General features: G+C 39.5%; 27 protein-coding genes, 1 tRNA gene and 2 pseudogenes. 7 read left to right on the top strand and 23 right to left on the bottom strand.

Annotated elements, in window-relative coordinates; translation table 11 throughout:
- Position 1 precedes the first annotated feature (1 nt).
- Positions 2–1,303 (bottom strand): ArgE/DapE family deacylase, encoded by a 1,302-nt coding sequence (locus LC040_02240; GenBank protein WLR51744.1) that lies wholly within the window; start codon positions 1,301–1,303, stop codon positions 2–4.
- 169 nt (positions 1,304–1,472) lie between these two features.
- Here LC040_02240 and LC040_02235 point away from each other — a divergent pair, with 169 nt between their 5' ends.
- Entirely contained in the window at positions 1,473–2,396 is a 924-nt protein-coding gene (locus LC040_02235; protein WLR51743.1) for a LysR family transcriptional regulator, read from the top strand.
- A 56-nt stretch (positions 2,397–2,452) separates the two neighbouring features.
- On the opposite strand, the pseudogene putP reads toward LC040_02235, so the two are convergent.
- The 8 genes and pseudogenes from putP to LC040_02195 form a co-directional block, all read right to left on the bottom strand.
- Positions 2,453–3,959: pseudogene (putP, locus tag LC040_02230) on the bottom strand (sodium/proline symporter PutP).
- Between the two features lie 175 nt (positions 3,960–4,134).
- Positions 4,135–4,791: a helix-turn-helix transcriptional regulator gene (locus tag LC040_02225; protein WLR51742.1), complete on the bottom strand. Its 657-nt coding sequence runs from the start codon at positions 4,789–4,791 to the stop codon at positions 4,135–4,137.
- Positions 4,792–4,812: 21 nt separating this feature from the next.
- Complete coding sequence (gene glsA / locus LC040_02220) at positions 4,813–5,781, bottom strand: glutaminase A (GenBank protein WLR51741.1); 969 nt, start codon at positions 5,779–5,781, stop codon at positions 4,813–4,815.
- 17 nt (positions 5,782–5,798) lie between these two features.
- The gene (locus LC040_02215; GenBank protein WLR51740.1) at positions 5,799–6,746 is read right to left on the bottom strand and encodes an agmatinase family protein; all 948 of its coding nucleotides are present in this window, start codon (positions 6,744–6,746) and stop codon (positions 5,799–5,801) included.
- Positions 6,747–7,023: 277 nt separating this feature from the next.
- Positions 7,024–7,764 carry a sulfite exporter TauE/SafE family protein gene (locus tag LC040_02210; protein WLR53174.1) on the bottom strand — a complete coding sequence of 247 codons (741 nt, stop codon included), beginning with the start codon at positions 7,762–7,764 and terminating at the stop codon, positions 7,024–7,026.
- 149 nt (positions 7,765–7,913) lie between these two features.
- Positions 7,914–8,477 (bottom strand): YdcF family protein, encoded by a 564-nt coding sequence (locus tag LC040_02205; protein WLR51739.1) that lies wholly within the window; start codon positions 8,475–8,477, stop codon positions 7,914–7,916.
- A gap of 149 nt (positions 8,478–8,626) precedes the next feature.
- Positions 8,627–9,493 carry a methyl-accepting chemotaxis protein gene (locus LC040_02200; GenBank protein WLR51738.1) on the bottom strand — a complete coding sequence of 289 codons (867 nt, stop codon included), beginning with the start codon at positions 9,491–9,493 and terminating at the stop codon, positions 8,627–8,629.
- Positions 9,494–9,786: 293 nt separating this feature from the next.
- The gene (locus LC040_02195; GenBank protein WLR51737.1) at positions 9,787–10,899 is read right to left on the bottom strand and encodes a class II histone deacetylase; all 1,113 of its coding nucleotides are present in this window, start codon (positions 10,897–10,899) and stop codon (positions 9,787–9,789) included.
- A gap of 180 nt (positions 10,900–11,079) precedes the next feature.
- Here LC040_02195 and LC040_02190 point away from each other — a divergent pair, with 180 nt between their 5' ends.
- Positions 11,080–11,790 carry a LuxR C-terminal-related transcriptional regulator gene (locus LC040_02190; GenBank protein WLR51736.1) on the top strand — a complete coding sequence of 237 codons (711 nt, stop codon included), beginning with the start codon at positions 11,080–11,082 and terminating at the stop codon, positions 11,788–11,790.
- Positions 11,791–11,972: 182 nt separating this feature from the next.
- Here the strand turns inward: LC040_02190 and LC040_02185 are convergent, their stop codons facing one another.
- Positions 11,973–12,869 (bottom strand): HNH endonuclease, encoded by an 897-nt coding sequence (locus LC040_02185; protein ID WLR51735.1) that lies wholly within the window; start codon positions 12,867–12,869, stop codon positions 11,973–11,975.
- Positions 12,870–13,274: 405 nt separating this feature from the next.
- Between LC040_02185 and LC040_02180 the strand changes: the two genes are divergently transcribed.
- Entirely contained in the window at positions 13,275–13,487 is a 213-nt protein-coding gene (locus tag LC040_02180; protein ID WLR51734.1) for an excalibur calcium-binding domain-containing protein, read from the top strand.
- A 143-nt stretch (positions 13,488–13,630) separates the two neighbouring features.
- On the opposite strand, the gene LC040_02175 is transcribed toward LC040_02180, so the two are convergent.
- A tRNA-Val gene (locus tag LC040_02175) sits at positions 13,631–13,703 on the bottom strand.
- A 205-nt stretch (positions 13,704–13,908) separates the two neighbouring features.
- On the opposite strand from LC040_02175, the gene LC040_02170 reads away from it, so the two are divergent.
- Genes LC040_02170 through LC040_02155 form a run of 4 tightly spaced genes read left to right on the top strand, consistent with a single transcriptional unit; the run spans position 13,909 to position 14,823 of the window.
- Entirely contained in the window at positions 13,909–14,088 is a 180-nt protein-coding gene (locus tag LC040_02170) for a hypothetical protein (GenBank protein ID WLR51733.1), read from the top strand.
- A gap of 17 nt (positions 14,089–14,105) precedes the next feature.
- Positions 14,106–14,315: a hypothetical protein gene (locus LC040_02165; GenBank protein WLR51732.1), complete on the top strand. Its 210-nt coding sequence runs from the start codon at positions 14,106–14,108 to the stop codon at positions 14,313–14,315.
- Positions 14,309–14,632, top strand: coding sequence for a GNAT family N-acetyltransferase (locus LC040_02160; GenBank protein ID WLR51731.1), 324 nt, complete (start codon positions 14,309–14,311; stop codon positions 14,630–14,632). Before LC040_02165 ends, LC040_02160 begins: the two co-directional genes overlap by 7 nt.
- Positions 14,633–14,673: 41 nt before the next feature.
- Complete coding sequence (locus tag LC040_02155) at positions 14,674–14,823, top strand: hypothetical protein (protein WLR51730.1); 150 nt, start codon at positions 14,674–14,676, stop codon at positions 14,821–14,823.
- A 502-nt stretch (positions 14,824–15,325) separates the two neighbouring features.
- Here LC040_02155 and LC040_02150 read toward each other — a convergent pair.
- From LC040_02150 to LC040_02095, 12 genes and pseudogenes are all read right to left on the bottom strand, one after another.
- Positions 15,326–16,603, bottom strand: coding sequence for an IS110 family transposase (locus LC040_02150; GenBank protein WLR51729.1), 1,278 nt, complete (start codon positions 16,601–16,603; stop codon positions 15,326–15,328).
- A 140-nt stretch (positions 16,604–16,743) separates the two neighbouring features.
- Positions 16,744–17,049 carry a hypothetical protein gene (locus LC040_02145; GenBank protein ID WLR51728.1) on the bottom strand — a complete coding sequence of 102 codons (306 nt, stop codon included), beginning with the start codon at positions 17,047–17,049 and terminating at the stop codon, positions 16,744–16,746.
- Between the two features lie 202 nt (positions 17,050–17,251).
- A pseudogene (locus tag LC040_02140) lies at positions 17,252–17,830 on the bottom strand (transposase).
- A 66-nt stretch (positions 17,831–17,896) separates the two neighbouring features.
- A complete protein-coding gene (locus tag LC040_02135; GenBank protein WLR51727.1) occupies positions 17,897–18,136 on the bottom strand; it encodes a hypothetical protein in 240 nt (79 codons plus the stop codon).
- A gap of 28 nt (positions 18,137–18,164) precedes the next feature.
- A complete protein-coding gene (locus LC040_02130) occupies positions 18,165–18,590 on the bottom strand; it encodes a hypothetical protein (GenBank protein ID WLR51726.1) in 426 nt (141 codons plus the stop codon).
- 64 nt (positions 18,591–18,654) lie between these two features.
- A complete protein-coding gene (locus LC040_02125; protein WLR51725.1) occupies positions 18,655–18,891 on the bottom strand; it encodes a hypothetical protein in 237 nt (78 codons plus the stop codon).
- A gap of 61 nt (positions 18,892–18,952) precedes the next feature.
- Positions 18,953–19,654: a hypothetical protein gene (locus tag LC040_02120; GenBank protein ID WLR51724.1), complete on the bottom strand. Its 702-nt coding sequence runs from the start codon at positions 19,652–19,654 to the stop codon at positions 18,953–18,955.
- A 102-nt stretch (positions 19,655–19,756) separates the two neighbouring features.
- Positions 19,757–20,278, bottom strand: coding sequence for a hypothetical protein (locus tag LC040_02115; GenBank protein ID WLR51723.1), 522 nt, complete (start codon positions 20,276–20,278; stop codon positions 19,757–19,759).
- 19 nt (positions 20,279–20,297) lie between these two features.
- Positions 20,298–20,711, bottom strand: a complete 414-nt coding sequence (locus LC040_02110; GenBank protein WLR51722.1) for a hypothetical protein — start codon at positions 20,709–20,711, stop codon at positions 20,298–20,300.
- A 226-nt stretch (positions 20,712–20,937) separates the two neighbouring features.
- Positions 20,938–22,407 carry a YdiU family protein gene (locus LC040_02105; protein WLR51721.1) on the bottom strand — a complete coding sequence of 490 codons (1,470 nt, stop codon included), beginning with the start codon at positions 22,405–22,407 and terminating at the stop codon, positions 20,938–20,940.
- A 99-nt stretch (positions 22,408–22,506) separates the two neighbouring features.
- Positions 22,507–23,295, bottom strand: coding sequence for a DUF4181 domain-containing protein (locus LC040_02100; GenBank protein ID WLR51720.1), 789 nt, complete (start codon positions 23,293–23,295; stop codon positions 22,507–22,509).
- Between the two features lie 101 nt (positions 23,296–23,396).
- On the bottom strand, positions 23,397–24,797 hold the full coding sequence (locus LC040_02095; GenBank protein ID WLR51719.1) for a protoporphyrinogen oxidase: 1,401 nt from the start codon (positions 24,795–24,797) through the stop codon (positions 23,397–23,399).
- Positions 24,798–24,996 lie beyond the last annotated feature (199 nt).

The following is a 24,996-nucleotide window of genomic DNA, read 5'->3' as shown; positions in this document are numbered from 1 at the left end:
TTCAATAAGTAGTTGATGTTGTTTTGCCTTCGTTTAGGTCTTTGTCTGTATTTGCCCAATTGACAATATAATTTGCAAACACGTTTGCTACCTGAATGACACTGTCTAACTCAACATATTCATCTGGTCCGTGTATGGAATTGCCTTTAGGACCAAAGCAAATCCCTGGCTTATTGTAGTACTGTGTAAACCGCGCATCATTTCCAGAGGCTCGACCAATCACTTCTACTTCCTGTTCAATGACATTGGAAGCTGTTTCTACAAAGGATGTTACAAACGGGTCGCTTGGCTCTTGATACCAAGGCTCAGTGGACCAGCCAAACCACTCAATTACTGGAGGATTTTCTTCTAACCATTCATCTCCCTTGGTCGCTTCCATTACCGTTCTTGTTATTAATTCCTTCATTGCCTCTCTTGTTTCTCCAGGGATAAATCCAATCCTACTCTCTAAGACTGCTTCTCCTGGAACTGTCGAGACCCAATCTCCAGAATTCAATGTTCCTCTATTTAAATGAACAGCCTGACCGGAACCTTTCTCAAATAATTCAAAATGAACTTCTTTGGCCCTTTTCTCATCTAACTGCTCAAGTGCGGTATATATTTTTATCATTTTACTAATCGCATTTATTCCCATATGAGCCATTCCGCCGTGAGCTGTTTTTCCTTTCACCTTAATTCGGAAATACAGAATCCCAGCATGAGAAATCGTGACATTCAATGCATGTGGCTCGGTTGAGATATACCCGTCAGTTAGATAACCTTCTTCTAAACAGGCAAGTGCTCCACCGCCTCCGCCAGTTTCTTCCTCAATCACACTATGAAGTTGAATGTCGCCTTTAATGCTGAATCCTAAATCAATGACAGCCTTTAAGGCAAACCAGTTTGCGATAAGGCCAGCCTTCATATCAGCGGAGCCTCGTCCATATAACTTGTTCTGAATCATTTCTCCTCCCCAGGGCTCCACTGTCCAGTTTCTTGTTGGTTCAGGAGAAACGACGTCTACATGACCATGCAATGTTAAAGAATGTCCGCCACCTGTCCCTCTGAATATACCAATTACATTTTTTCTATTTTCAAAAGAAATTTTTGAATCAACAAACGCTTCATGCTTCGAGAGCTTCTCATACTCGGGTTGAACTTCATGCACCTCCAACCCAAGCTCTTCATATTTCCTTTTCATAAAGCTTTGCATAGCAACTTCATTACCTACAACACTTTCAATTCTCACCGCCTCTTGAATCGTTTTAAAAAAGGTTTCTTTGTTCTCCTCAATATAGGTTTGAATCTGTTCCTTTACATCCATTCGATTGCCTCCAATATCACTAACCATTTGTTACAATTTCCAACCAATAAATCTATATTTTTTAATTTTTCGAAATATTGTTTACAGCTTAAAACAAAATTCATATAATGTAAAATATATATTTTTTATGAAATATATATATGATCATCTATATAGAAAGGAATTATGAATGGATATTAATCGTTTTCGTTATTTTATTGCAGTGGTAGATGAAGGGAATATTTCTAAGGCAGCATTAAAATTAAAGATTACGCAGCCATCTTTGAGCATTATGATTAAACGCCTTGAGGAAGAATTAGATACGTTGTTATTCAAGCGAAAAGGAAAAAGGCTAATCCTCACTACAACAGGCAGGCTCGTATACCAACGGGCAAAAAATATTCTTAACTCCACAGATGACATGCTTCTAGAAATAAAAGAACACCAAAAAGGACTAAGAGGAGAAATTAAAATTGGGTGCTCCACCGCAGCAAACCTAATCATCATTCCAAAGGTAGTGGAGAGATTACAAGCTGAAATGCCTAATGTAACTATTAAAGTAGTCGAGGGAAATACAGAATATATCGCGAATCAATTATTGAATAATCAGCTGGACGTGGCGATTGTTCGAACGACGTTTAGGGAAGAAATTTTCGAAACGTACTCCATTATTACTGAACCTGTTGTTGCTTGTATGCATCATAACCACCCACTAGCAACAAAAGAAAAGCTATACTTAGAGGATTTTTCAAATGAAAGATTTTTATTGACCACAACGACGATCGGCCATGGATTATCAGATTATATAATTGAAAAGTGCAAACAAGTAGGGTTTATTCCAAAGGTATCCTATTGGGGTTCACAAGCAACACCTATGATTATCCTTGCAAGCAAGGGAACGGGAATTACTTTTGTCCCCAAGTCATTTGAGTACTTACCCTTTCAAGAGATGCCTATCTTCCGAGAGATTGAGTACCCTTCCCTGTACTCTCATTTAGAGTTAATCACTTTGAAGGGACGCTTTCGTAGTACAGCTACTGAACAATTTCTGAAACAAACATTAAAGGTTTCCCAAGAATTAAATGCAGTTATTAACCCTTATTATGTTGACTAACAAAGAAGCTGTACTCCTTGTAGTTCAAGGAATACAGCTTCTTTGTTTATTCGTCTCTATTGCTTATTCGTAGCTAATTCGAATTCTTCTTGAATTTCTTTTGATGGTTCTTTATCAATTAAGCTCACTACTACAATCGAGAGCGCTGAGAAAATAAACCCTGGGACAAGTTCATAAATTTCGAGATTCGTATATTGCCAAAGCATTACAGTTAAACCACCAACAATCATCCCTACTAGTGCACCATTGCGCGTCATTCGTTTCCAGAATAGTGCAAAAATTATTGGGGCTCCAAATGCTGCGCCAAATCCAGCCCAAGCGTATCCAACTAAATCTAATATTTTCCCTCCATTAAAAGCTAGCAAAATGGCAATGAAAGAAATCAAGACTACTGTAATCCTACTTACCCATACAAGCTCCTTATCTGTTGCATTTTTTCGAATTAATGTGTGGTAGAAATCCTCTGCTAATGCACTAGATGAGACAAGTAACTGCGAATCGATGGTACTCATAATTGCTGCTAATATCGCTGCTAAGAAGAACCCTGCAATCCACGGGTTAAATGTTACTTTCACGATTTCGATAAACACAGTTTCACTATTACTAAGTGGGTTATCTGGACCGAACAATACAATACCTACTAGTCCAACTAATAATGCGCCATATAACGGCAACACAACACCCATTGTAATGGCAATTAATCTCGCTTCTTTTATTTCTTTGACAGAACGGATTGCCATGAACCTTGACAGGATATGTGGTTGTCCAAAATAGCCAAGCCCCCACGCCATTGCCGATATAATACCGGTAATAGAGATCAAGCCTGAAGATTCCCAAACAACTGAACCATCTGGATTAAAGTTCGTACCTTTCGTTGCATCTAGTAAATCTTTATTAATTGAGCCAACAGAATCTAGTAATTGATCGAAGCCACCTAAGTTCATAATAGCGATGATCGGCGTAATAATTAACGCTATAAACATGAGAATCCCTTGTATTAAATCTGTATAACTAACAGCTAAGAATCCTCCTAAAAAAGTATAAGAAATGATAACCACTGCACCAATAATAACAGCAGTTGTATAATCTAGGCCGAACGTATTTTGAAATAGAAGACCGCCCCCAACTAAACCAGCTGCTGTATAGAAGAGGAAAAAGATTAACGTAAACGCTGCAGAGATCACTCTGAGAATATGAGATGAATCTTTGAATCTATTTTCAAAAAACTGTGAGAGGGTAATTGAATTGCCTGCAACCTCTGTATACGTACGGAGACGCTTTGCGATAATGGACCAATTAAGCATCGCTCCAATAGCTGTACCTACTGCAATGTAAATACTCCACTGCCCCATTCCCCCCTGCATAAGCTGCTCCAGGCAAACCAATTAACAACCAACTACTAAAGTCACTAGCTTGTGCAGAGAAAGCGGTAACCCAACTATTTAATTGCCTTCCACCAAGAAAATAATCTGACATATTCTTTGTTTGTCTAAACGTATAAATCCCTATCCCAAGCATAACGAACAGATATAAAATAAATGTTATATAAGTAGCATTCAAAATTTAACGCTCCCTTCGAAAGTATGAAATAATAGAAATTAAAGCCACAATCGGCATTGGAACTAGAAAGAGAAACCAAGTAAACAATGTAAAAGAATGCGCTTCCAAATTTATCTCTCCTTTTTATTCTGAATATTCAGATAATTTGTTTTTATGAAGTCCCTACTCCTTTTAGGGACTAGGAACGGATTTCTTCTAAATAGTTATAAATCGTTTGTTTTGATACACATAAAATCTCACTGATTCGTTCAATCGCTCCTTGAACAAGGAAGGCACCACTTTCTTCTAACCTTCTTACGAAAATCAGTTTGTCCTCCCTCTTCATCTCTGCTATCGGAACACCGATTTCAAGGAGCATATTTTCAACTAAATTCTCAAAGACTTCCTCGACATTTTTGGCATACGACTCTGGCATAGGGTGATTAATTTGATTAATATCGTTTGTAACCGAAAAATCATTTATTATTTGGTTAATCATTGAAAACGCTGTGATATCAAAGTTAATTCCTAAGCAGCCTATCACTTCACCATTCTGATTGCGAATGAAAGAAATAGATGTTTTCAAGAACTTCCCGTCTTTTGTTCTTGTAGTAAAGCCCAACATGTCTTTAGCCTGATCACCGTTTTTGCGAAGCTCCCTTAAGATTACATCTGTAGTTGGTGCACCTAACTGTCTACCTGTTACCTTTCCCTTAATATAAATGAGAGAAGATTGTAAATTACGCAAATCATGAATAACCACTTCACAGTTACTGCCAAAAGTAGCGACAATCATATCAGCAATTGGAACATACCTTGCTAACGGGTTACTTACATCGTTATCTAATGAATTCATACAAAATGTCCCTCCGAATGTTTAAAAAATGCTCACATCATACGACCGAATTAAGTCTTTTAATAACTTTATTCCTTTCACACTGTTCCCATTTTCATCGATTGCCGGCCCATATATACCAATTCCACACCCATTAGATATTAAAGAGCTGTTTCGATGAGATGGTGGCACAATTGCTAGTATACCACCTGAGACACCACTCTTTGCTGGTATTCCTACAAGTGCAGCAAATTCTCCAGAAGAATTATACATCCCACACGTATACATTAACACCTTTGTAAGCCTTGCAATATCAGTTGGAATTAATTGTATTTCATTTATTGGATCGAACCCGTCATACGCAAGAATTAAGCTGATTTTGGCTAAATCATTCACAGTCACATTAATTGAGCAAAGCTTTGTATAAGTTAGTACTGTTTCTTCCACACCCGAAGCTAGGAATTCGTTCTCCATCAATAAATTGGCTAGTGCACGATTACGGTAAGCTGATTCTAATTCAGAATTGAAAATTTTCGAATTAATCATTACCTTTCTACCGATTAATATAGATAAGAGATCCGTGACACTATGAAATTTTTCAACCGAATTGTTACCAGGAAGAAGAGACACTGTTGTTAATGCACCTGCATTAATCATAGGATTCAAAGGCTTCCGCTTTTCAATTAAATATGAGTTAAATGGATTTCCAGTAGGTTCAACACCTACCCAGTCTAATACATAGGACACCCCCCTTGCCATACATGCTGCTATAAAGGAAATGACCTTCGAAATACTTTGAATTGAAAAAGATTGCTGAAAATCTCCCTCAGAAAAGCTCTCTCCATTAGGCAGCAAAAGGTTAATAGCTAAGTGATTAGGGTTAGCTTTTTTTAACTCGGGAATATAGCTTGCACAAGCTCCACCTTGATCTTCCTTATAGTTCAAGATTCTTTCTTTCAAAAAGTAGATGAATTCTTGGTTCTCTGAGATATTTAATTTATTTGCATTCATACCGGCAACACCCAACATTATTTTTGAAGTTGTTTTTGCTTAATTGTACCTGCCAATGCATATAAAATTATCGTTGATGCAAAATGTGCTGAAAATTGATTTGGATCCTGTTGTGGATATACTTCTACAAAGTCCATTCCAATAATACCTTTCTTGGCAAACTCATGTACAAGTGTCAGCAATTCAAAAGAAGATATACCATTTCCATCAACTGGTCCACCCGGATTGAAAGCGTAATCAAGAACATCGCTACAAATACTTAAATATACACAATCCACGTCTTTACTAGCTAGTTGATAAATTTCATCGGCAAGCTTCTTCAAATTTTGATTACCACGAATTTCATTAACCGTTATTGTAACAGCTCCTGCTGCTGTTGCATTCCGACCACTTTCTGGTGTGTTTCGAGGACCATGAATACCAGCATGGATAATATTTTCATTTTTGACACCTTCTAATTCATACAATCTGGCAAACGGGCTGCATCTCGCGTATTTATCCCCATTGTAAGAGGGTAGATTATCATAATGAGCATCAAGATGAATAATCCCAACCTTCTTCCCTTGTTTCGTAAGGGACTTAATTATTGGATAGGTAACGCCGTGGTCCCCACCAAGACCAATGAGAAACTTCTTACCACTCCATAACTTCTCGGTAAATCTTTCAATTCGATCCATCGTTTCGTCTACATCCGCTGGAACGACATCAACATCTCCTACATCTCCTATCTTAATAGAATCAAAGACATCGATATTGTCCAACTCCGGCAAATAACCACTATACCTAGCAGAACATAATCTCATTACCTTCGGACCTAATTCACACCCTGTATAATCTCCCCAGGTTACAGCCCCTTCCCAAGGGACACCATATACAACAGCATCGACATGATCGATGTTCTTTGTCAAAGATAAATTCTCTGCTCCAAGAAAGCATGGAGTATTTCCATATAGCTTTTGTGTCATTTAGAACAACCCTTCCTGTGTATAAACTTTGTAGTAATTATTATTTTCTGTATATTTACCATAGTTGCATTTTTAATATAAGTCAATAATTTTTTTAAAATTATTAAAAAACAAAGGATTTTTTTATTATTTTTAAAATCAATTTGATTAGCAATCAAAATTTTGTGATGACCCCAATTAAAAAGAGCTGTAATCCTTGATAACTCAAGAATTACAGCTCTTTATATTAGTATTTTAATTTTTGAAATTACAGTTCGAAAAATCTCTTTTTCTCTTATTAACTAACCTTCGAAAAAATCGTGTATAGATTAATGCCAATAATCAGCACTAATGTCAGGTTGAATATTTTTTCAACTTGTTGATCATCGATTTTCTTTGATAAAGCTGAACCAAGGAGCCCTCCTAATAGTCCGCCAACGATCATGTACGTCATCATCGACAAATTCAGCTGGCCAAACCCTGGTGAGAAAGAAATGGTCACTAACGTTGATAATTGCGAAAAGAAAATAATAAAAATCGAATTGATCGCAGAATCCTTTGTATTTAGTGAAAAGAACCACATGAGAATTGCCACATTAAAAGGCCCTCCACCGATTCCTAAAAACGATGAAAACGTCCCTAACAGAAACCCTACCAACAAGATAGTAGCTTTATTTCGTATCTTAAAGGTTTTCATTTTCTGTTTATTTTTTACAAATAAAAGAACAAATATGAGCAATACCGCTAGTGTACCTGCTTGTATGACGGTTACAATATCCTTTGAAGAAGCAGAACTGACAATTTGATTAAATGTCGTCTTACCAAGAATCCCACCGATTACCGAACCAAGCGCTAGAAATAGACTGATCGTATACTCGATTTTTACCTTTCTATAAAATGTTTTTATTAAAGACATCACAGCCATCGCAAAAACTGTCGCTGACGAAAGGGCGCTGATTGAAGAAACATCATAAGAGCTTAGGACATCTAAAGTAGGCTTGATAATGACCCCACCGCCAACACCTGCAACCGAACCGATGATTGTTGCTAAAAAACCAATTAGAAAATATAAAATAATAATTGCTAATCACCACATTTGCTTCATTTTCTATTCGAGAAAGAGATGGTCCAGCAATTATCATACCATATCCACTAGGGTATATTTTTATAGAGTATTAAAATATACTCTCAACGATCAAACAAAAATGATTTCGCCACTGCCGCGTATTCCCGTACATAAAGCTGCGGCCGTGCAATCAACGGTGTTTCTGCGGCTAATGGTTCCGCTTCGATATCCAACCGATTTGCTATTTTCAAAGCTCGGTATACGTGAAAATCATTGCTTACAATAACCACCTCATTATCCTCTTCCTTCATGAATGCTTTTGCAAACGTAAGGTTTTCATAAGTTGAGGTCGACCGTTCTTCCTTTATAATCCGCTTCTCATCTATCCCCTGCTTAATCAAATAACGACTCACAGCTTCCGCTTCCGTGATGTCTTCCCCTTTTCCCTGACCGCCTGTTGCAATGACTTTCGTGTCAGGGTTTTCTTGCAAATAAGCGACAGCTGCTTTTGCACGGTTCGTAAGCACATGAGACATCTGCTCACCATTCACTTTCGCACCAAGCACAATCAAATACGCCGCATCCTTCTTCGGTTCATTTCCCGCCGCACCTTGGATCGCGATATGGACTGGCAGAATGTAGAGTAGTAGAATTACAGGTATGATTAAGACTCGTTTTCGTTTCATTGTTTTTTCAATCCTTTATATATAAGGTAATATCTGAAGTTATCTTGTAGACGGAGCTATTGCTTCATTTGTTTCAAAAGCATGGAGGTATTTTCCATAAATAAAAACCGCTAAACGCTTATTATTAAGCATTTTAGCGGTTTTCTTATTTATTTCATTCTCTCCACATACTTCTCAAGCGTATCGGTTATTTTCACCAAATTATCGACCATTCTTGTAAAGCTTTCAATGGAAGTTGCTTGATCGTTTGCTGAGTCTCGAATGTCCTCTAAGCCGTTGCGAATTTCATTAAGGTTTCCATTAATAAGTTCAACCGAGGAAGAAACCTTTTCCGTCGCATCTGATGACTGTAGTGATAGCTTACGCACTTCATCTGCCACAATGCTGAAGCCCCTGCCATGTTCACCAGCTCTAGCTGCTTCTATTGATGCATTCAAGCCTAGCAAATTCGTTTGGGAGGAAACATTCCGGATTATCGTCATTACTTCATCAATAGTAGCTGTGTTTTCTGCAGCTGTTGATGAATAATTAAAGATGTTGTTACTTGTAGCCGCCAACTGTTCCGAATGCGCCGCAATACTTGTCGTTTGGTCCTGAACAAGCTTCGTAATCTCTTCAAGCTCCAAAACGGTATTTTCCATCATCACCTGGTCTTTAATGTTGTACCCTAAGCCAAGTGCACCAATTACTTGGTTCTGACTGTCCGTAACCGGAATTGTCTTCCCGTAGAAAGGAACACCATATGCTTCTTCTGGTAGTCTTTCAGCCGTTGTTTTCCCTTTCAATGCATGATTAAGAGCTATATCCTGAGGAGGAATCGGGTCACCATAGCCTACACCCAAATTGATTTCCGAGTTCGGAATGTACGCTAGAAACTTTTCATGATCAGTAAGCGCGAACATCACATCTTCCTTCATACACTCTTTCAAATAAGGAAGCGCAATACGAATTGCATCTAGAATATGTACCTCATCATCTTTTACCCCATTTTGATTTCGCTTCATTTGCCCCAGCATTTTCTCACCTCATAGTTAGATGTTTGCTTCCACGAAAATAATTTCCTTTTATATAAAAATTATACTACATTGGGTACTAATAGTGTTAAGAAAATTATGTAAATTTGTCTAACCAATCAAAAAAATAGCATTTAAACTACGGAACTTTAATTGTATGGTCGCACTGCCTGCACGTATATTTTTTCGTAGTGTTCTATCTACCCACGGCTAAAACAAATTCCCCCTAAAACACAAAAAAGCTACACCCCTGACAACCTCAAGGAATGCAGCCTCGCAATCATATAAACTTTAGATCAAAACTTCCAAAATTCACTCTGTACCTTCTTCACTTTCTCCACATAGTCTTTTTGTATATCAAAGAGTTCGTCAGTTGGGATTTCATGTAACGCTTGAGCAAATGGGTCTTCAACCTCTGTTCGAACCCCGCTCATTTCTTCCACAATTGCGTGTGAACAGAACGGGACATACGCAGAGCTGTAGCCACCTTCATGGCATGCAACTAGTTTTCCACCTGTGTATTTATCAGCAAGCCCTAGCATAAACCGAGTCATTCTCCGGAAACCTTCGGCTGTTACCATCATCCGCGCCAGCGGGTCGAACAAGCTTGGGTCTTGCCCTGCTGAAATAAGAATTAACTCTGGCTGAAACTGGTCCGCTACGGGGCCGACGATTTCTTCGAGCGCATGCATATACCCTGCATTTCCAGTACCAGCTGGCAATGGGATATTAATGTTATAACCTTTGCCTTCACCTTCTCCAACATCTTCAGCTTGCCCGCGGCCAGGAGGAAAATTCTTCTCTTGATGCATTGAAACAAACAAGACATTCGGGTCATCATAGAAGGCAGACTCTGTTCCATTTCCATGATGCACATCCCAGTCTAGCACCATCACCTTTTCAAATCCTAAGTTCTCACGAGCATACTTCGCTGCAATTGCTATATTGTTAAAAAGGCAAAAGCCCATTCCTAACTCAGCTTCCGCATGATGACCTGGTGGACGTATCAACGCATATACATTATCAACGTCACCATCCGCTACAGCCTCAACTGCTTTAATAGCTCCGCCGGCCGAGAGAAGTGCAATTTCATAAGACCCTTTTCCAACAAGAGCCAGTTCCCCAGCATCACCATGTCCAATTTCACTAAGCTCTTCAACTTTTCTAATATATTCTTCACTATGATATAACTTTATTTCTTCATTAGAGGCCATTCTAGGAGCAACTTGTGTAAGCTCCTTCATTAAACCGCTTCTTTCTAACAAATTCTTAAATCTGCGCTTCGTATCAGGATTTTCAGAATGCACATCTGTCTCAATCCATCCACCCGGAGGCATGAACAATGCCCCATTTCCAGTATCATGCCAAAAATAACTTTCGTCACAAACAAAGCCCGTTTTCTTAGCCATTGTTTCACCTTCCCTTGTTAGTATCACACCCTTATCATAATCGTTTGAATAGTTTTCCGTATATTACCCTAAAGTGTTATTTTTGCATTATTAATAATTTTCAGTTATTTAATTTGGTTAATTAGTAAACTTTTATTATAATAGTTTATAAAGAATTAATTATGAGAGGAGAGGATTCGAGTGCACACATCATTATTCCCTAACGATTATGAAAAAATGCTCCACTTTGCGACTACAATAGCACAACCTACTGAAAACATTCGCTCTCTCATTCAACATGAGCTAGCTGCTCAATTTGGCTACGATGAATCAATCTTCTGGCTGGCAGATGATAACGGAAACTTAACCAACCCGCTCCCCTATCGCATTCATGATAAGGTTGTTGTTGATTATATTGAAGAGTATTTTGAATATGATTACCTCCATCCGAAGAAACACCTTAACCTTTTCCGTTCAAATAAGGCATTACGCCTTTCTGATCTAACCACATTCAATGAATACGAAAACTCTACATACTATCGCTCATTCATGCAGCCAAACGGCTATTACGACGAAATGGTCGTTGCCTTAATGAACAGCGAAAACTCCTGTGTCGGGGTACTTGGCATGGCAAGAAGAAAGGACACAATGCCTTTTACTACAAAAGATTGCAAACGCTTTCAATTGTTATCTGAACTAATCGGAACAACCCTATCACGCCAAACAAAACCCGTTCCCTCCCTCCTGTCCAAACGTGAAGCAGAAGTCACCCAGCTCTTAAAAGAAGGACGAACCAACCAAGAAATCGCCCAAGAACTCTACATTTCACTTAATACCGTGAAAAAGCACTTGCAAAATATATTTCAAAAATATGAAGTGAGGAATAGAGTGCAGCTGGTGAAGAAGTTGTGAGGGGGGATTTTTCAAAGCTCTGGTGGTTGCTAAATAAGACAGAAACTGCTTGGTATAAAGCTTCTGTCTTATTTATTGACTAGCTCACTGTGATATAACTTCAAATAGGAGCCAAAACATTGAAGCAATTAAATGACATTAGTCACTTCAACACATGAATACAAGCGTTGCTGCTAACCCGTTTAACGGTATTCACTACCGCCTCCCCAAATTGCTCGACCACCTGTATGAGCAGTTTGAGCATGGGTTTCTTCATCTACTAACTGTATTAAACCCGGTTCTTCATTGTGGTGCCACGTGTATCCATCTGGTGTTTGTCCATTTGCCAAGTATTCAACATCTGATTGCGAAAATTCCATTTCATTAATAAGCTCAGAATTTTCTGTAATAGCTTGATATAAACTATCATTTGCTATTCTAAAATGAACATCATCACTTTCTAAATAATAATCCTCAGCAATCATGACATTAAAAGTTTCATTGAATACCGGGAATGTCCCCTCTACCACTTGTCCATTTGGTAAATCAACTGTTTTTTCTACAAAAGGAACCCCTGTTTCTGGATGCTCATGGTCTACCAAATGATCATTCCTCGTTTCAAGTTCCTCCGCTTCCACGATATCGGCTCCGTCAATTAAATCAACAACTCCAATAGCAAGGCTAGACACAGCAACTACTTTACCAATATTTTTTAACCCCTGTATTGCTTGGTCTCTGTCTCCACTTCTAAATCCTTTATATGTGGAGCTACCATTTTGAACAGTATATTTTAGTGTAGCTCCAATTCCCTTAATCGTTTTTCCAGAAGAGTCCTTTAGGTTATTTAATCCTTTTTCTTTATAATGCTTATCTTTTTTAATTACGCCGTAGGTGCCTTGTACTGCTCCATCAACAAATTGTCCTGCATTATCTAAAGCCATTTTAGAAGCGGATTCTACACTATCTCCAACTTCCTCAATCCATTCACCAGTTCCCTTCCACTTACTCCCAACAGCTTTTCCAGCGACCTTAACAGTCCCCCCTATTAGACCTCCCCCTACAGTCCCTACACCTTTTCCAACTTTACGAAATAAACTCATCGCTTCCTCCGTTTTCGAGTGAATTATCACATCATATTTTCAATTATTTTTGAACTAAATAAATGTTAAGTTTCGTTTTTACTACCACTATTTTACTACATGTCCTTAATATAAAATGTCATTTTTTGTCGATTTCCTCGCAGCTAGACAGATCTATTTACGGTGATACAAGATAATGAATCCAACAGCAGCCGAATGCAACCATGCCTACACCGAACTAATAGACAGCTTCAGCCAAAAAAGAGATTTCTGTGTCTATTAATGGGAGTCAGCAATCATATGACCATTCGCCAGAAATAATCAATGGGCGAACACTTGTCCCATTAAGAGGAATTTTTGAATCACTAGGATGGCGCAACACAAGAGGTAACAATCACAGCTGATACAAGCTGCAAAGGTAGTACAGTGGGTACAATCGGTAATGACCAACCTCAAGATGATGATAATAATTCAACAAACAACGGAAATTTAAAATATGACCCACAAGGACCGGATCGTAACTGCTCTGACTTTTTAACTCAAGAAGAAGCACAAGCATTTTTTGAAGCAGCCGGTTCAGAAGATCCTCACGGCTTAGACCGTGATGGTGATGGGGTTGTTTGTGAGAGTTTACGTTAATCAAAGTTTTTTGCTAGTCTTTTAATAAGGCTAGCTTTTTATAATAAACAATGGAAAAATAAATGTAGTCAATTGAGAAATTAGGTTTGTTATGCAAAAAGCCGAAACCCTTATAAATCAAGGATTTCGGCTTCTAAAAAGGATGATTCCGACTGGGTTCGAACCAGCGACCTCTACCCTGTCAAGGTAGCGCTCTCCCAGCTGAGCTACGGAATCGTATAAATAAGATATTGTACATTTTTACCGGACAAGTTTTATTATACAATTTATCAAGGGAAAGTCAATAACAAAATAATGCTAAGTCTTGTGCCTTTCCCCCAGTACCATAAAACTTCACTTTGGCGAGGAATAGGCGCCAATGACTAGTGTTTGACATTATAATCGTAAAGGGAAATAATATATATAAGGGAGAGTGAAATGAATGAGCATGTATCTCCAAAATTTAAAGTTAAGTGAAGAAGATTCACGAAATATTGCTATTGAGATTAAAACTCGAAAAGATAGAAGTGTAGATTATAAAAACGAAGTACATGATTTTGTTAAAGAATGTATGAAATCAAAAAAAATATTTAGTCAAAAGAAAGAGTTTATAAATAGATAACATTCAGGGTGAGAGATATGAATTTAGAAAAGTTGCAAACAGTACCCTTGGATCAATCCTTTGAATTGATCCAAGGGTTTTCTTGTGGAAATGATCATATTGATGGTTATCTTCAGAAGCATTATATGGCATTAGAAGACCATATCCATAGATTAGCCAAGACAACTACTTTTGTTGCTGATAATGAAATAATTGGCTTTGTGTTTCAACACGATGCTGTTTGGTAGAAGTTGAAGTAGATGAAGCGCAAAAGTTAGGTATGGATAAGGGATTTGAAGTGCCTGCAATAGAGATAATGTATATTGGAATAAACGAAAATTATCAAAACCAAGGAATTGGTACAGAAATTATAAAAGGTGTTATAGGGCAGGCGCTAGAAATAGCTGAAATAATTGGCTGTAGATATGTTTTTTTATGGGCAGTTCCAAAAGCCATTCCCTTCTATGAAAGGAAATTGTATTTTGAAAGTATGAATAAAGAAAGAGACGGGCTACGCCTTATGAGATTTTTAATCCCTGAAATTAATTTTGATTTTGAAGAATAATTTGCCTTTTTCTTGATTAAGATATAGAAAAAAGGGCAGTGATGCAGTTGAAAATGGGTCGTCATAAGTTAGATAAGTCTGATACTAATAAGATTTTAGGGGATTTTAATAAATCGAAAGAAGTGAGTAAAGAGAAAAAAGCATTTATACAAGAAGCCAAGGTGGCTAAAAAAAGACTTTTTGATAAATAAACGAAATTTTGTTATTCACTCACCGTAATGGAGGTTCTTGATTCTAATTTAAGGAAGGGACTTTTCGCATAAACAAAGTTTTGCTAACTAGTCCTTCAATATTTACGAAAACTTCTCATATTCTCTCCCTCTATAAATATTGATATATCAACGGTTTAGGCCGTTGTTAGGGGTGCCAAAAATTTTTTTATGACACCTGTTCTAACAGTATTATTTAAATATGTGAAACTATAACAGTCTAAGGGTACGCTACGCGGTCGCAATTGGATATAATTGGTTGCGATAGTGTGTTCTATATCGATGCACATTGGATCTCTGCGTCGCTTATGATGACGTACCCTCCCATGTCTCTGGGCATCTAAGTGCCTACATTCCTTCGTTCGGTCTAGTCATAAGGCAGAGGCCAGCGATGCTCCTCTGGGGACTCATAGGTCGAATGGAAAAGATAGTGCCAGCTTCTCCGTGTCATCCTGTTGTCTAGGTTCAAAAGAAATGTGTAAGCTTAGTGTGCCTCTTCGAGGAGAGGGATATCTTGCATCATTCGCTTTGCATCAAAGGCTATGTGCTTCGTGCTGATCGCATGTAAAACTTTCAATAACTTACCGCATAGAACAACGATTGACTGCTTTTTGCGTAATGGGTTTGTTGTCCGGTTTGTATAATAATCATGCAGCTCGCGAAAGGCTGCGTTATGGCGAATCATCGGCATCATGACACGGAAGAGGAGGGCGCGCAGCCGTCTCCTTCCACGCTTAGAGATTCGCTTCTGTCCTTTGTGCTGACCGGATGAGTTCTCTCGCAACGTTAACCCCGCAAGTTTGAGTAGTTGGCGTGGGTGGCGGTAATGAGAGAAACTGCCGATTTCAGAGAGCAGTTCGACAATGGTCGCATCTCCGAGACCTGGTACAGTCGAAAGCCATTCATATTCAACAGATGTTCGGACAAGCTCTGTTAACTGATCCGTCAAGGTCGCAACCTCTTGTTCAAGCTGGCGGTAACGGCGGACAAGTGTGGCGATTTCAACACGGGCCATCTGTTGTCCTTCTGTTACGCCAATCGAGTGGTGAGCGACGTTAATGAGCTTCGCTACTTTTGGCGCTTGGGGTGATTTCATCCCTTCAACCTGCCGAAGTTCATCTAATAGCTCTTCGACTTCTTTTTTTGCTAGATCGCATGGAAATGGCGATGTTTCCAGTGCAGCGAGCGCCATTTTGCCAAAGGTCGGGAATACTTTAGTAAACTCTGGAAAGTAGCGATCAAGCCAGCGAATTATCTGGTTTCGGACGGCGCCTTGTTCCTCTATGAGCTTTGAACGAAGCGTTGAACCAACGCGCAGCTCGGCTTCCATGCCTTTAAGAATTCGCGGATAGCTGAATCGTCCGTCTTTCACAAGGCGGGCAATCACCAGCGCATCCTTGGCATCATGCTTCGTTGGAAGGTTGTCATCCAGCTCTTTGGAACGCTTCACATGCATTGGATTCGTCATCACCAAAGGAATGCCTCGGTCATCAAGGAAATACGCCAGGTTCAGCCAGTAGTGACCGGTCGGCTCAATCCCAATAATGACTTCCGTTTTCTGATGTTCCTTCATTGCTTTCAATATCCTTTGATACAGTTTATCGAATCCATCTGGGGACTGAGAAACCGGAAAAGCTTTTTTAAGCACCCTGCCCCGTTCATCGACAAAGCATGCGTAATGTGTACGTTTTGCAATATCCATACCGACAACGAGTGTTTGTTCGGTGACTTGATTAATTTTATTGTTTTGCGTAGAATTCATATTGAGTCCTCCTTGGTATCCAAATTAGGGGTCATTTCGTCCGTGAATTGACACCCCGCATCATACCAAGAGGGCTCTTTTTATTTCAAGTCCCCGAAAAAGCTTCTAACAGGAATGCTCCTCTCTTCATTTCCCCGCTATTATATACCGAAATAACCAACATTCTCAACAACCTCCTCCAACACCCCTTGATTCTGATTAATATCCCACAAAATAAAGCCTATAAGACAAAGAAAATACAGTCCAGCAAGCCGTTTAAAATATTTCGGGCGTTCCAAAAGCGTAAAAAAGCCTGCTATAAAAACTGGTAGTATTGCAATGTTTATTTTCCACAGCCTCTTAGCACTGTTAATAGACAACATGACATATATTGCTTGTATGCTATTGTCCTCATTAACTTGTACGCTATATGATTCCTTGTCCAAATATCCTTCTTCGACCGTCAACACCTTCGATTCTTCATCTAAATGGTAATTTTGACACTCCCACAGCTGAAGCAGTGGGATTCTGAAGTGCTTCAGCGTTCGCAATTCATTTCTGCTTTGAACAAGCCTTCAGTTAGGGGGTGTGTCATCACCCCGTCCTGCTTCGTTCTATATCCCTTTTGGATATATGTACCTAACAGGCGGTGCTGCTGTTACCACAACACTAGTTTTCAGATGTTTTTGTCTTCTTTTTCTTCATGAAGCCGCTAATTGCTTTCGAAATATTTATACTCGCATTAACATCCGCATGACTTTCATAGCCGCATTTTTTGCACTTGAAGATACGACCATGACGGTTATTTTTATGGATATATCCACATTTACACCTTTTCGATGTGTCTTTAGGGTTCACGTATTGAACGTCAATCCCTGCCATTTTCGCTTTGTATTCGATAAACTGCTGAAGTTGATAATGGGTCCAAGAATGTAAATTTCTCCCTGCTTCTTTCTTTGATTTTGCTCGATGCCGAATGCCTGTCAAATCCTCCATTCGAATCAGACGAACACCGTTCTCTAATGCGAAATTCACGACCTGACGGCTCAGTTTGTGGTTCACATCTTTCATCCAACGCGATTCTTTTCCTTTTGACTTTTTGATCGCGTACAGCTTCTTGCTTTTTCCTAACGCGCGTCTTCTGGATGAAAATCGCCTGCGCATAAAAGCCATTTGATTTCCTTTGAAGAACATCGACTTTGTGCCAACGGAAGCCACGGCAAGATAGTTCAACCCGGCATCCACTCCCGTTGTGCGAGCTTGAAGGGATTCTACTTGGGGCCATTTTCTTCTCACCTCCTGTCTATCTTTATTTTACCAAAAAAGAACATACGTTTGTATTATTTCATCACCTTTTATTAAAAAAATTGAGCGATTCATCCCGCACCTCAAGCAACGGACTTTCTCGCTCAAAGGTCTGTAATCAATCGCTAATTTCATTAGATGGGTCGTATTTTCTGGACTATCAGGCTTTACAACCTTACTATCATTACAGCCGACCATGATTCCTAGAATAATAGTCAAGAGTAGTAGCCACGCCGTAGTTTTCCTCATAAGTGCTCCCTTCTTTAACACGTTTTAGCTAATTTGCAACATTAATGATGATTGTTTCCTCGCGAGGTCCACCATTCTCAGTCCACTTAATGCGAAAGGGCTGCGTGTTCAGAGACCTCTTAATGTATTCAATAGGGTAGAATCCTCTTTGGTCGATAAGATCAACTTCATTTCCAGTGCTTGAAATGCGGACATTCTCTTTATCAACATGACCTGCGGTAGGTGCAATCCATTCATAATAAATTGCTTCTGGTTTGGAGGCACCGAGATATTCCAACTCTCCGTTCGTAACATAATATTTCTCTTTAGGTTTAACGTCCATCATAATATCAACTTTCCAATTCTCTGAACTCCCTGTTGCTTCAATCACTTTTCGGTCACTTTCAAAGAATAAGAGGAACAGCACGACGAATGAAAGACATAACACAATTGCCATTCCTATCCTTTTACTCAATAACTTTCTCCTCCTCGATTACAAACCTCTTTTAGCCCTGCATTCCTTGTAACCACATAATATACTACTCCTCATTTTGCAGCTTCACACTTTCAAGTAATTCCTCTCTTGAAATAACTTGAACATCCTCAAGCCCCAATTTTTTCAACATCTCTTTATAGTTAATCTCCTGATGGTTTGCTTTTACACGCTTTATTTCTTCATTAATTTTCAGGAACTCTTCATGAGTAGCTGGCCGCTTACTCGTATCTACGCCAAGCAATCGATCAATCTCACTCCTGCTTAAGTGGTTTTCTGTCATTTTCGCCCCTCCAACAAGTCGTTTTTCTTTTTCTCACTCTTACTAATAATCCGTGCTGCAATCAGTAGCTTGCGGAATGCGGAAAATCGAATGAATCAACTGAGGGCAACGAGTTAGCAAGACTTACAATTTCATTTTTTTCTAAATTTCCGGATACCAAAATCACTTTATCAAAATCAAAATAATAGAGATAATCATTGCCTTGCGAACCTCTTGAAAGGTAGGCTTCATTTCCATTATTCAACGTGACACTATTCGTTTCAGGTCTCTTTTCAAAGGAGAGTTTATCAAATACTGAAATGGTAACAATACGCTGTTCATCGACAAAAGCCCAAATTTCCTTGCCATCATGTTTGAAGTCAGTCTTATTGAACGTGTCCATAGGCAGGTTTAAGCCTTCTTTATCTGTAAAAGGACCATCCTTCCATGCATTTATTGCCAAGAGACTATCCATAAACCATTTATCTTTGTGTTCATAGAGAAAAACCCTATAATGATTTTTCCCTTCTGGAGAATGAACCGTGACGATGCTTTTACTGCCAAGTATTGCTTCAGAAATAACAGCATCTTTATTCAGAAATGCTTTCTCTCCATTAGTAAAAATCACTTCAAATTGATGTACCACTGCTTCGGCAGGAGAAGTAATCGTCTTTGGGGCTTCAATAACTTTTACAGCATATACCGTTCGATGATTTTTATTTTCCTCTTCCTTTAGCTCGTTTACTTCAGTTTGGTTCGCTTCCTTATTTTCCTGACAGCCCATTTGAAACCCCAATATACTAAGGACCATAAGCAAAGAAAAAACGTTGTGCCTCATAAAAAACCCACTCTGACTGTAATATAGAAAATTTCGGAAATCTTACCACTATCGCACCTTGTCATACCACTCTTTCACCTTCTCATTTACCGTTCTTTCTTTCGTTTCAATCGCTGAAAATCCACCAACATCCACAATCTTATAATCTGCTTCATTTCTTAGCTTTACGATACAATAGTCTTCAAATGGTGTCGGAATTATCTCTTGGACATTTTCGGTTCGGTACAGTTCCGTGATTTTTTCTTTATCGACTGCCGAGACAACCCAGTTCACTTTATGAGTCTCTTCCTCTTCATCATCTTCATCTTTCTGTGCGACTTCTTCATGTACCTTTGCTCCGTTCATTTTCTTATTAATGGTATGTAAAAGGTGAATGACTTCTGCAAAGCCGATAAATAACATGCCAGAAATAAAGCCGGCAGCAAACCAACTAAGAAACACTGACCACTCCATTTCCGTTCGATAACCTGTGTTTTCATATCCGAATGAAAATCCAGAAATGACTCCCAACCCAATCGTTGAACAACCGATTACAAATAAAATTTTGGCGACTTGATTTTCAAAATGCATGGCCCCCGACCCTCCTGCTTTATTCTTTCAAACTATCAATGAACACATATCCGAACACAATCCCGGAAATGGTCGAAAGTAATGAGCCCCCACCTAAATTGATAATTTCCGTAGCAAATAACAAATATTTGCTGTAGGGAATTGTAAAATAAAGAAGCGGAATAAACGTTACATACAGTGACGGCAGGCCAATCGCCACTATTTTCATCCAATCAATTGACCAGCTCTTCGCCGCTCGTATGTCTTGGATAAGCTTCATCGTTCCCATCAGCATCCCTACTATAATTGGATATACTGTTGAAAAAATAAGCGCTGGCATTATCTCAAACGTCGTCTTGAATTGCTCCTTCAACTCAGCTTGAATCCGTATTCCAAAATAAAGAACAACCCCAACAACGATTGTCCAACTAAAATAAAGCAAAAACCGTTTCATTGTATCTCCTCTCTTTCGGAATCGAATAAACACACTTTACTTTAGAAAATATTTCAATTTAACTTCCTTTTATTGTAACATAATGAACTATTTTTATTTCCTTCCTTCTGCAATCTTTCCCTCCTTCATACTTGCCCCATTAAAAAGGTCAAGCTTCCTCGGTTTACTAAAAACCAAAGAAGCTTGACCTTAAGTTATAGCTCACTATATTTGTTTTTGTTCCTAATCACGTTCCACAATACGTACGATACGGTCTATCCGTTTCAGGTGGAAGCTTCGCATATTCCTCCTGTTCCGCCGAATATGCATAAGGGTTTTGGAGAGCTTTCAACAACCGCTCCATCACACTGTAATCACTTCGTTCAACTGCAGCTTGGAGTGCTTCTTCTACCCGGTAGTTCCGCGGGATGATCGCTGGGTTATTCTGCTTCATTAGTTCGTGTGATTGTTCTTTTGATTCTTGCTGTCTATCTAGTCTGTTCAACCAGCGTTCATGCCATTTCTTAAATTCCGTTGTATCAAACCAATTTTCTTTCTTCTCTAACGTCAAAGCGCGGAACGTATTTGTAAAGTCAGCTTGATTCTTTTGCATAAGCGTGAGAAGCTCCTCAATCAATGATTGATCGTCATCCTCTTCATTAAAGATACCAAGCTTTGCTCTCATTCCTGCAAGCCAATTTGCTCGATACAGGTCAGGGAATTTTGTCAGCTCGTCTTGAGCGATTTCTACAGCCTGCTCTTGTTCATCATGAATCAGCGGCAAAAGTGTTTCCGCAAAGCGTGCGAGATTCCAACCAGCAATAGGCGGTTGATTGCTATAAGCATAGCGGCCTTGAACATCAATGGAGCTGAATACCGTCTTCGGGTCGTATGTGTCCATAAATGCACAAGGTCCGTAATCAATGGTTTCTCCTGCAATGGCCATGTTGTCGGTGTTCATAACGCCGTGGATAAAACCAATCAACTGCCACTGTGCAAGAAGTGCAGCCTGACGCTTCATCACTTCCTGAAGCAAGGAAAGATAACGATTGTCAGCCTCCTTAATCTCTGGGTAGTGACGTTCAATTGCATAATCTGCGAGCGCACGAAGCTCATCGACATTCTGCTTTCCTGCTATGTATTCAAATGTCCCGACTCGAAGATGACTACTCGCTACCCGTGTCAGAATTGCACCACGCTGTCTCGTTTCGCGGATAATCGATTCACCTGTTGTCACCACTGCCAGGCTGCGGGTTGTCGGAATGCCAAGACCATGCATGCCTTCACTTATGATGTATTCTCGCAGCATTGGCCCAAGTCCCGCTCGCCCATCGCCTCCGCGGGAGTAAGGCGTTCTGCCTGAACCCTTTAATTGAATATCAAATCGATCACCCTGTGGCGTAATCTGTTCACCTAGGAGCACAGCACGTCCATCACCTAACATGTTAATGTGACCAAATTGATGTCCTGCATAAGCTTGAGCAAGAGGTGAAGCTCCTTCTGGAACATTGTTTCCTGCAAAAACCGCTGTCCCCTCTTCGCTTTCAAGCACCTCCGCATGTAACCCGAGTGATTCTGCCAACTGTTCATTAAAGATGATGAGCTCTGGAGAACGGACAGGAACCGGCTTCTGGCTTGTAAAAAAGGCTTCCGGCAAACGAGCATAGCTGTTATCGAAGTTCCATCCTGCTGTTGGAGTTTCTTGGTTATTCGTCATTCTGTCACCTTCCCTACGTTTGTCTTCCTTTTCCTCAAATTATAGGCACTCTCAGATGTGGAATGCAAATGTGCGAATCGGAAGAGCATACGCGCTGCCTTAGTTCGCACCCCTTTCCCACTCAACTTCTTTACTTTCAATAAGGGCTTCAATTGTTTTCAAATGGTTTGTCTCACTAATAATTTCAAAACGACCGGAATCTAGTTTTGGAATCCTTAGTTTATTTTCATCTACTAGCAAATGAATCATTTCGGTTGAGTAGTGGTCTTCATCAACTTGATTTCTTACTACAATTCCCACACGATATTTTTGCTCTTCTCGACCCTGCTCTTCCTTTTTCAACTCCATATTTGAAAAGTCTTCGATAAGACGCTCAATCGTTTCTCGGTCCTTAATAGTTGTCCCTGCTTCCCTTTCTGGAAACCTGCCTGACAGGTCATTTATATGAATCGTCACCCATTCGATCGTCGTATCTTCATTTAACTTTTCATCTACCACTTCGGAAAATGACGTGTATGCCATCTGTTCATTGATATAAGACATGCCAATAATAGAGAGCACCCCGAAAGCCATGACAACAAGTGAGACCACATACTGCTTTGTTTTCTTTACATACCTCCACTCTAACCATGCCCGAAAGCTATAGCTTACGATTAAGTAGCTCGCCGCTATCCATACAAACGTGCGAAAGTTAATGAAATTGGGAACAGTAGCTATTAATACCGCCGTACTAGCCCCGAAAGCTACCAATATGCCGACTCCCCAACGAAAAATCAATTCACCCTTCGTTTCAGTGAGCTGTACCTTCTTATCACCAATCAACCATTTGCTACACAAATAATCGATCAACATGATGTACAAAACAAATGCAACAACGACAGCTTCCATCCGAACTCTCCTTCATTTCTTTTACTAATATAACGAATGAATAATGGTAAATGTTTCAACACCAAAAAAAGCTGAACAGATCATTCTGTCCAGCTTCTCCCTTATTCTCTCTCTGCCATTTTCTTCGCAATCAATTCTGCTGTATCTGTTCCGTTTTCAATGCATGCGCCAATCCCCACACCGTAATAAGAGGCACCGGCTAGAATGACATCTGGATACAATTCAACAAGCTTATCATTCAAAGCATGAACGGCTTGTCCGTGTTCGAGGTGATAATTTGGCATTAAGTTTGTCCATGGTGTAACTTCCACTACTTCTGGGGCATGCTCTTTAATGCCAAGGCTTTTTTCGATATCTTTTAAAGCAACTTGTGTGAGTTCCTCTTCATTCATTGCCACTAACTCTTCATACGCTGGGTTTGAGTTTTTGTAGAAAAGACGAACGAGTAATTTTCGTTTACTAGATGTATGCGCCCATTTTCGGCTTGTCCACGTACAGGCGTTGCATGTCACGTCACTGTTTTCAGAAACGATAAAGCCTGTACCATCAGCAGGAAGCTGCTCATCTGGAAGGTCAAAGCCAAGGTAGAGCGTGATAATCGATGAATTGGACAGCTTGTTAAAGTCATTGTCTAATTCATCATTTGTTAATAAGGTTTGCGCAACGTCGTGCGGCACAGCAAGTACGACATAATCAGCTTCAATTGGGTCATGGTCGGCGAACGAAATTTCGTACTTGTCAGCTTTTTTCGTAACATTCGTTGTTTGTGTTCCTTTAAAAATAGACGCCTCTGTTAATTTATCTTCAAGCTTGTTTATAATTGTGGAAAGTCCATTTTCGAATGAAAGGAACTTCTTATTAGCTCCTGCTTTAAACTTTTCTTTGTTTTCGGATAAGCCTTTGATAATGCTTCCGTACTGATTTTTGTACTCTAGTAAATACGGAAGTGTGGACGCGATTGTGAGCTTATCCAATCCGCCTGAATACACACCTGATAGAACGGGTGCAACCTGTTTTTCGACTAATTCTTTTCCGAGAAATGCTTCTAGGAATGAGCCGACTGAGCTATCGCTAGTAAAGCTTTCGTTTGTTGTTTCAAAATCCTTCAAGGCAGCCTTCTTACCTTCTTCAGAAACTAATGTACTGCTGTTTAGTGATTCAACACTTGTCGGGATACCAAACACAGTGTCCTCAGGAATAGGATGCAGCTCGTTGTTCGTGTAGATATAGGAAATCCCTGTCGCGTTATACACAACCTCTTCCTCTAATTCCAACTGTTCAATAAGGCGGTGCACACTCTCATGGCGCGCTACCATCGAGTCCGCTCCTGTTTCGATAATAAAATCCCCGCGGTGCGCTGTGGCGATTTTTCCACCTAAGTTCTTATTTTGCTCGACAAGAGTTAATTCTAAGTCGAGATTCTGTTCTCTCTTTATTCTTTGCAGCTCGTGCATTGCGGTTAATCCCGTAATGCCTCCACCGATAACAACAACTGATTTCACTCTCTTCACTCCATTTCAAAGCTATATCAAAGAAACATTTATCTATTCGTTTTCTCTATCTATCTCTTCTATTCTAGAGAAATCTTACCCATATATCTACAGTTACACGATAATCGTTCCAACAATTATGTGAAGTAGCGCCTTTTCATACTCCCTCAAACCCTACTAACACGATTGGTTTATATAGCAGAATAGCTGT

The organism is Bacillus tianshenii (assembly GCA_020524525.2).
In the GTDB taxonomy this organism is placed as follows: Bacteria; Bacillota; Bacilli; order Bacillales; family Bacillaceae_N; genus Bacillus_AV.
The sequence above is the reverse complement of the archived record's forward strand: the minus strand, read 5'-3'. Positions and strand labels throughout refer to the sequence as shown.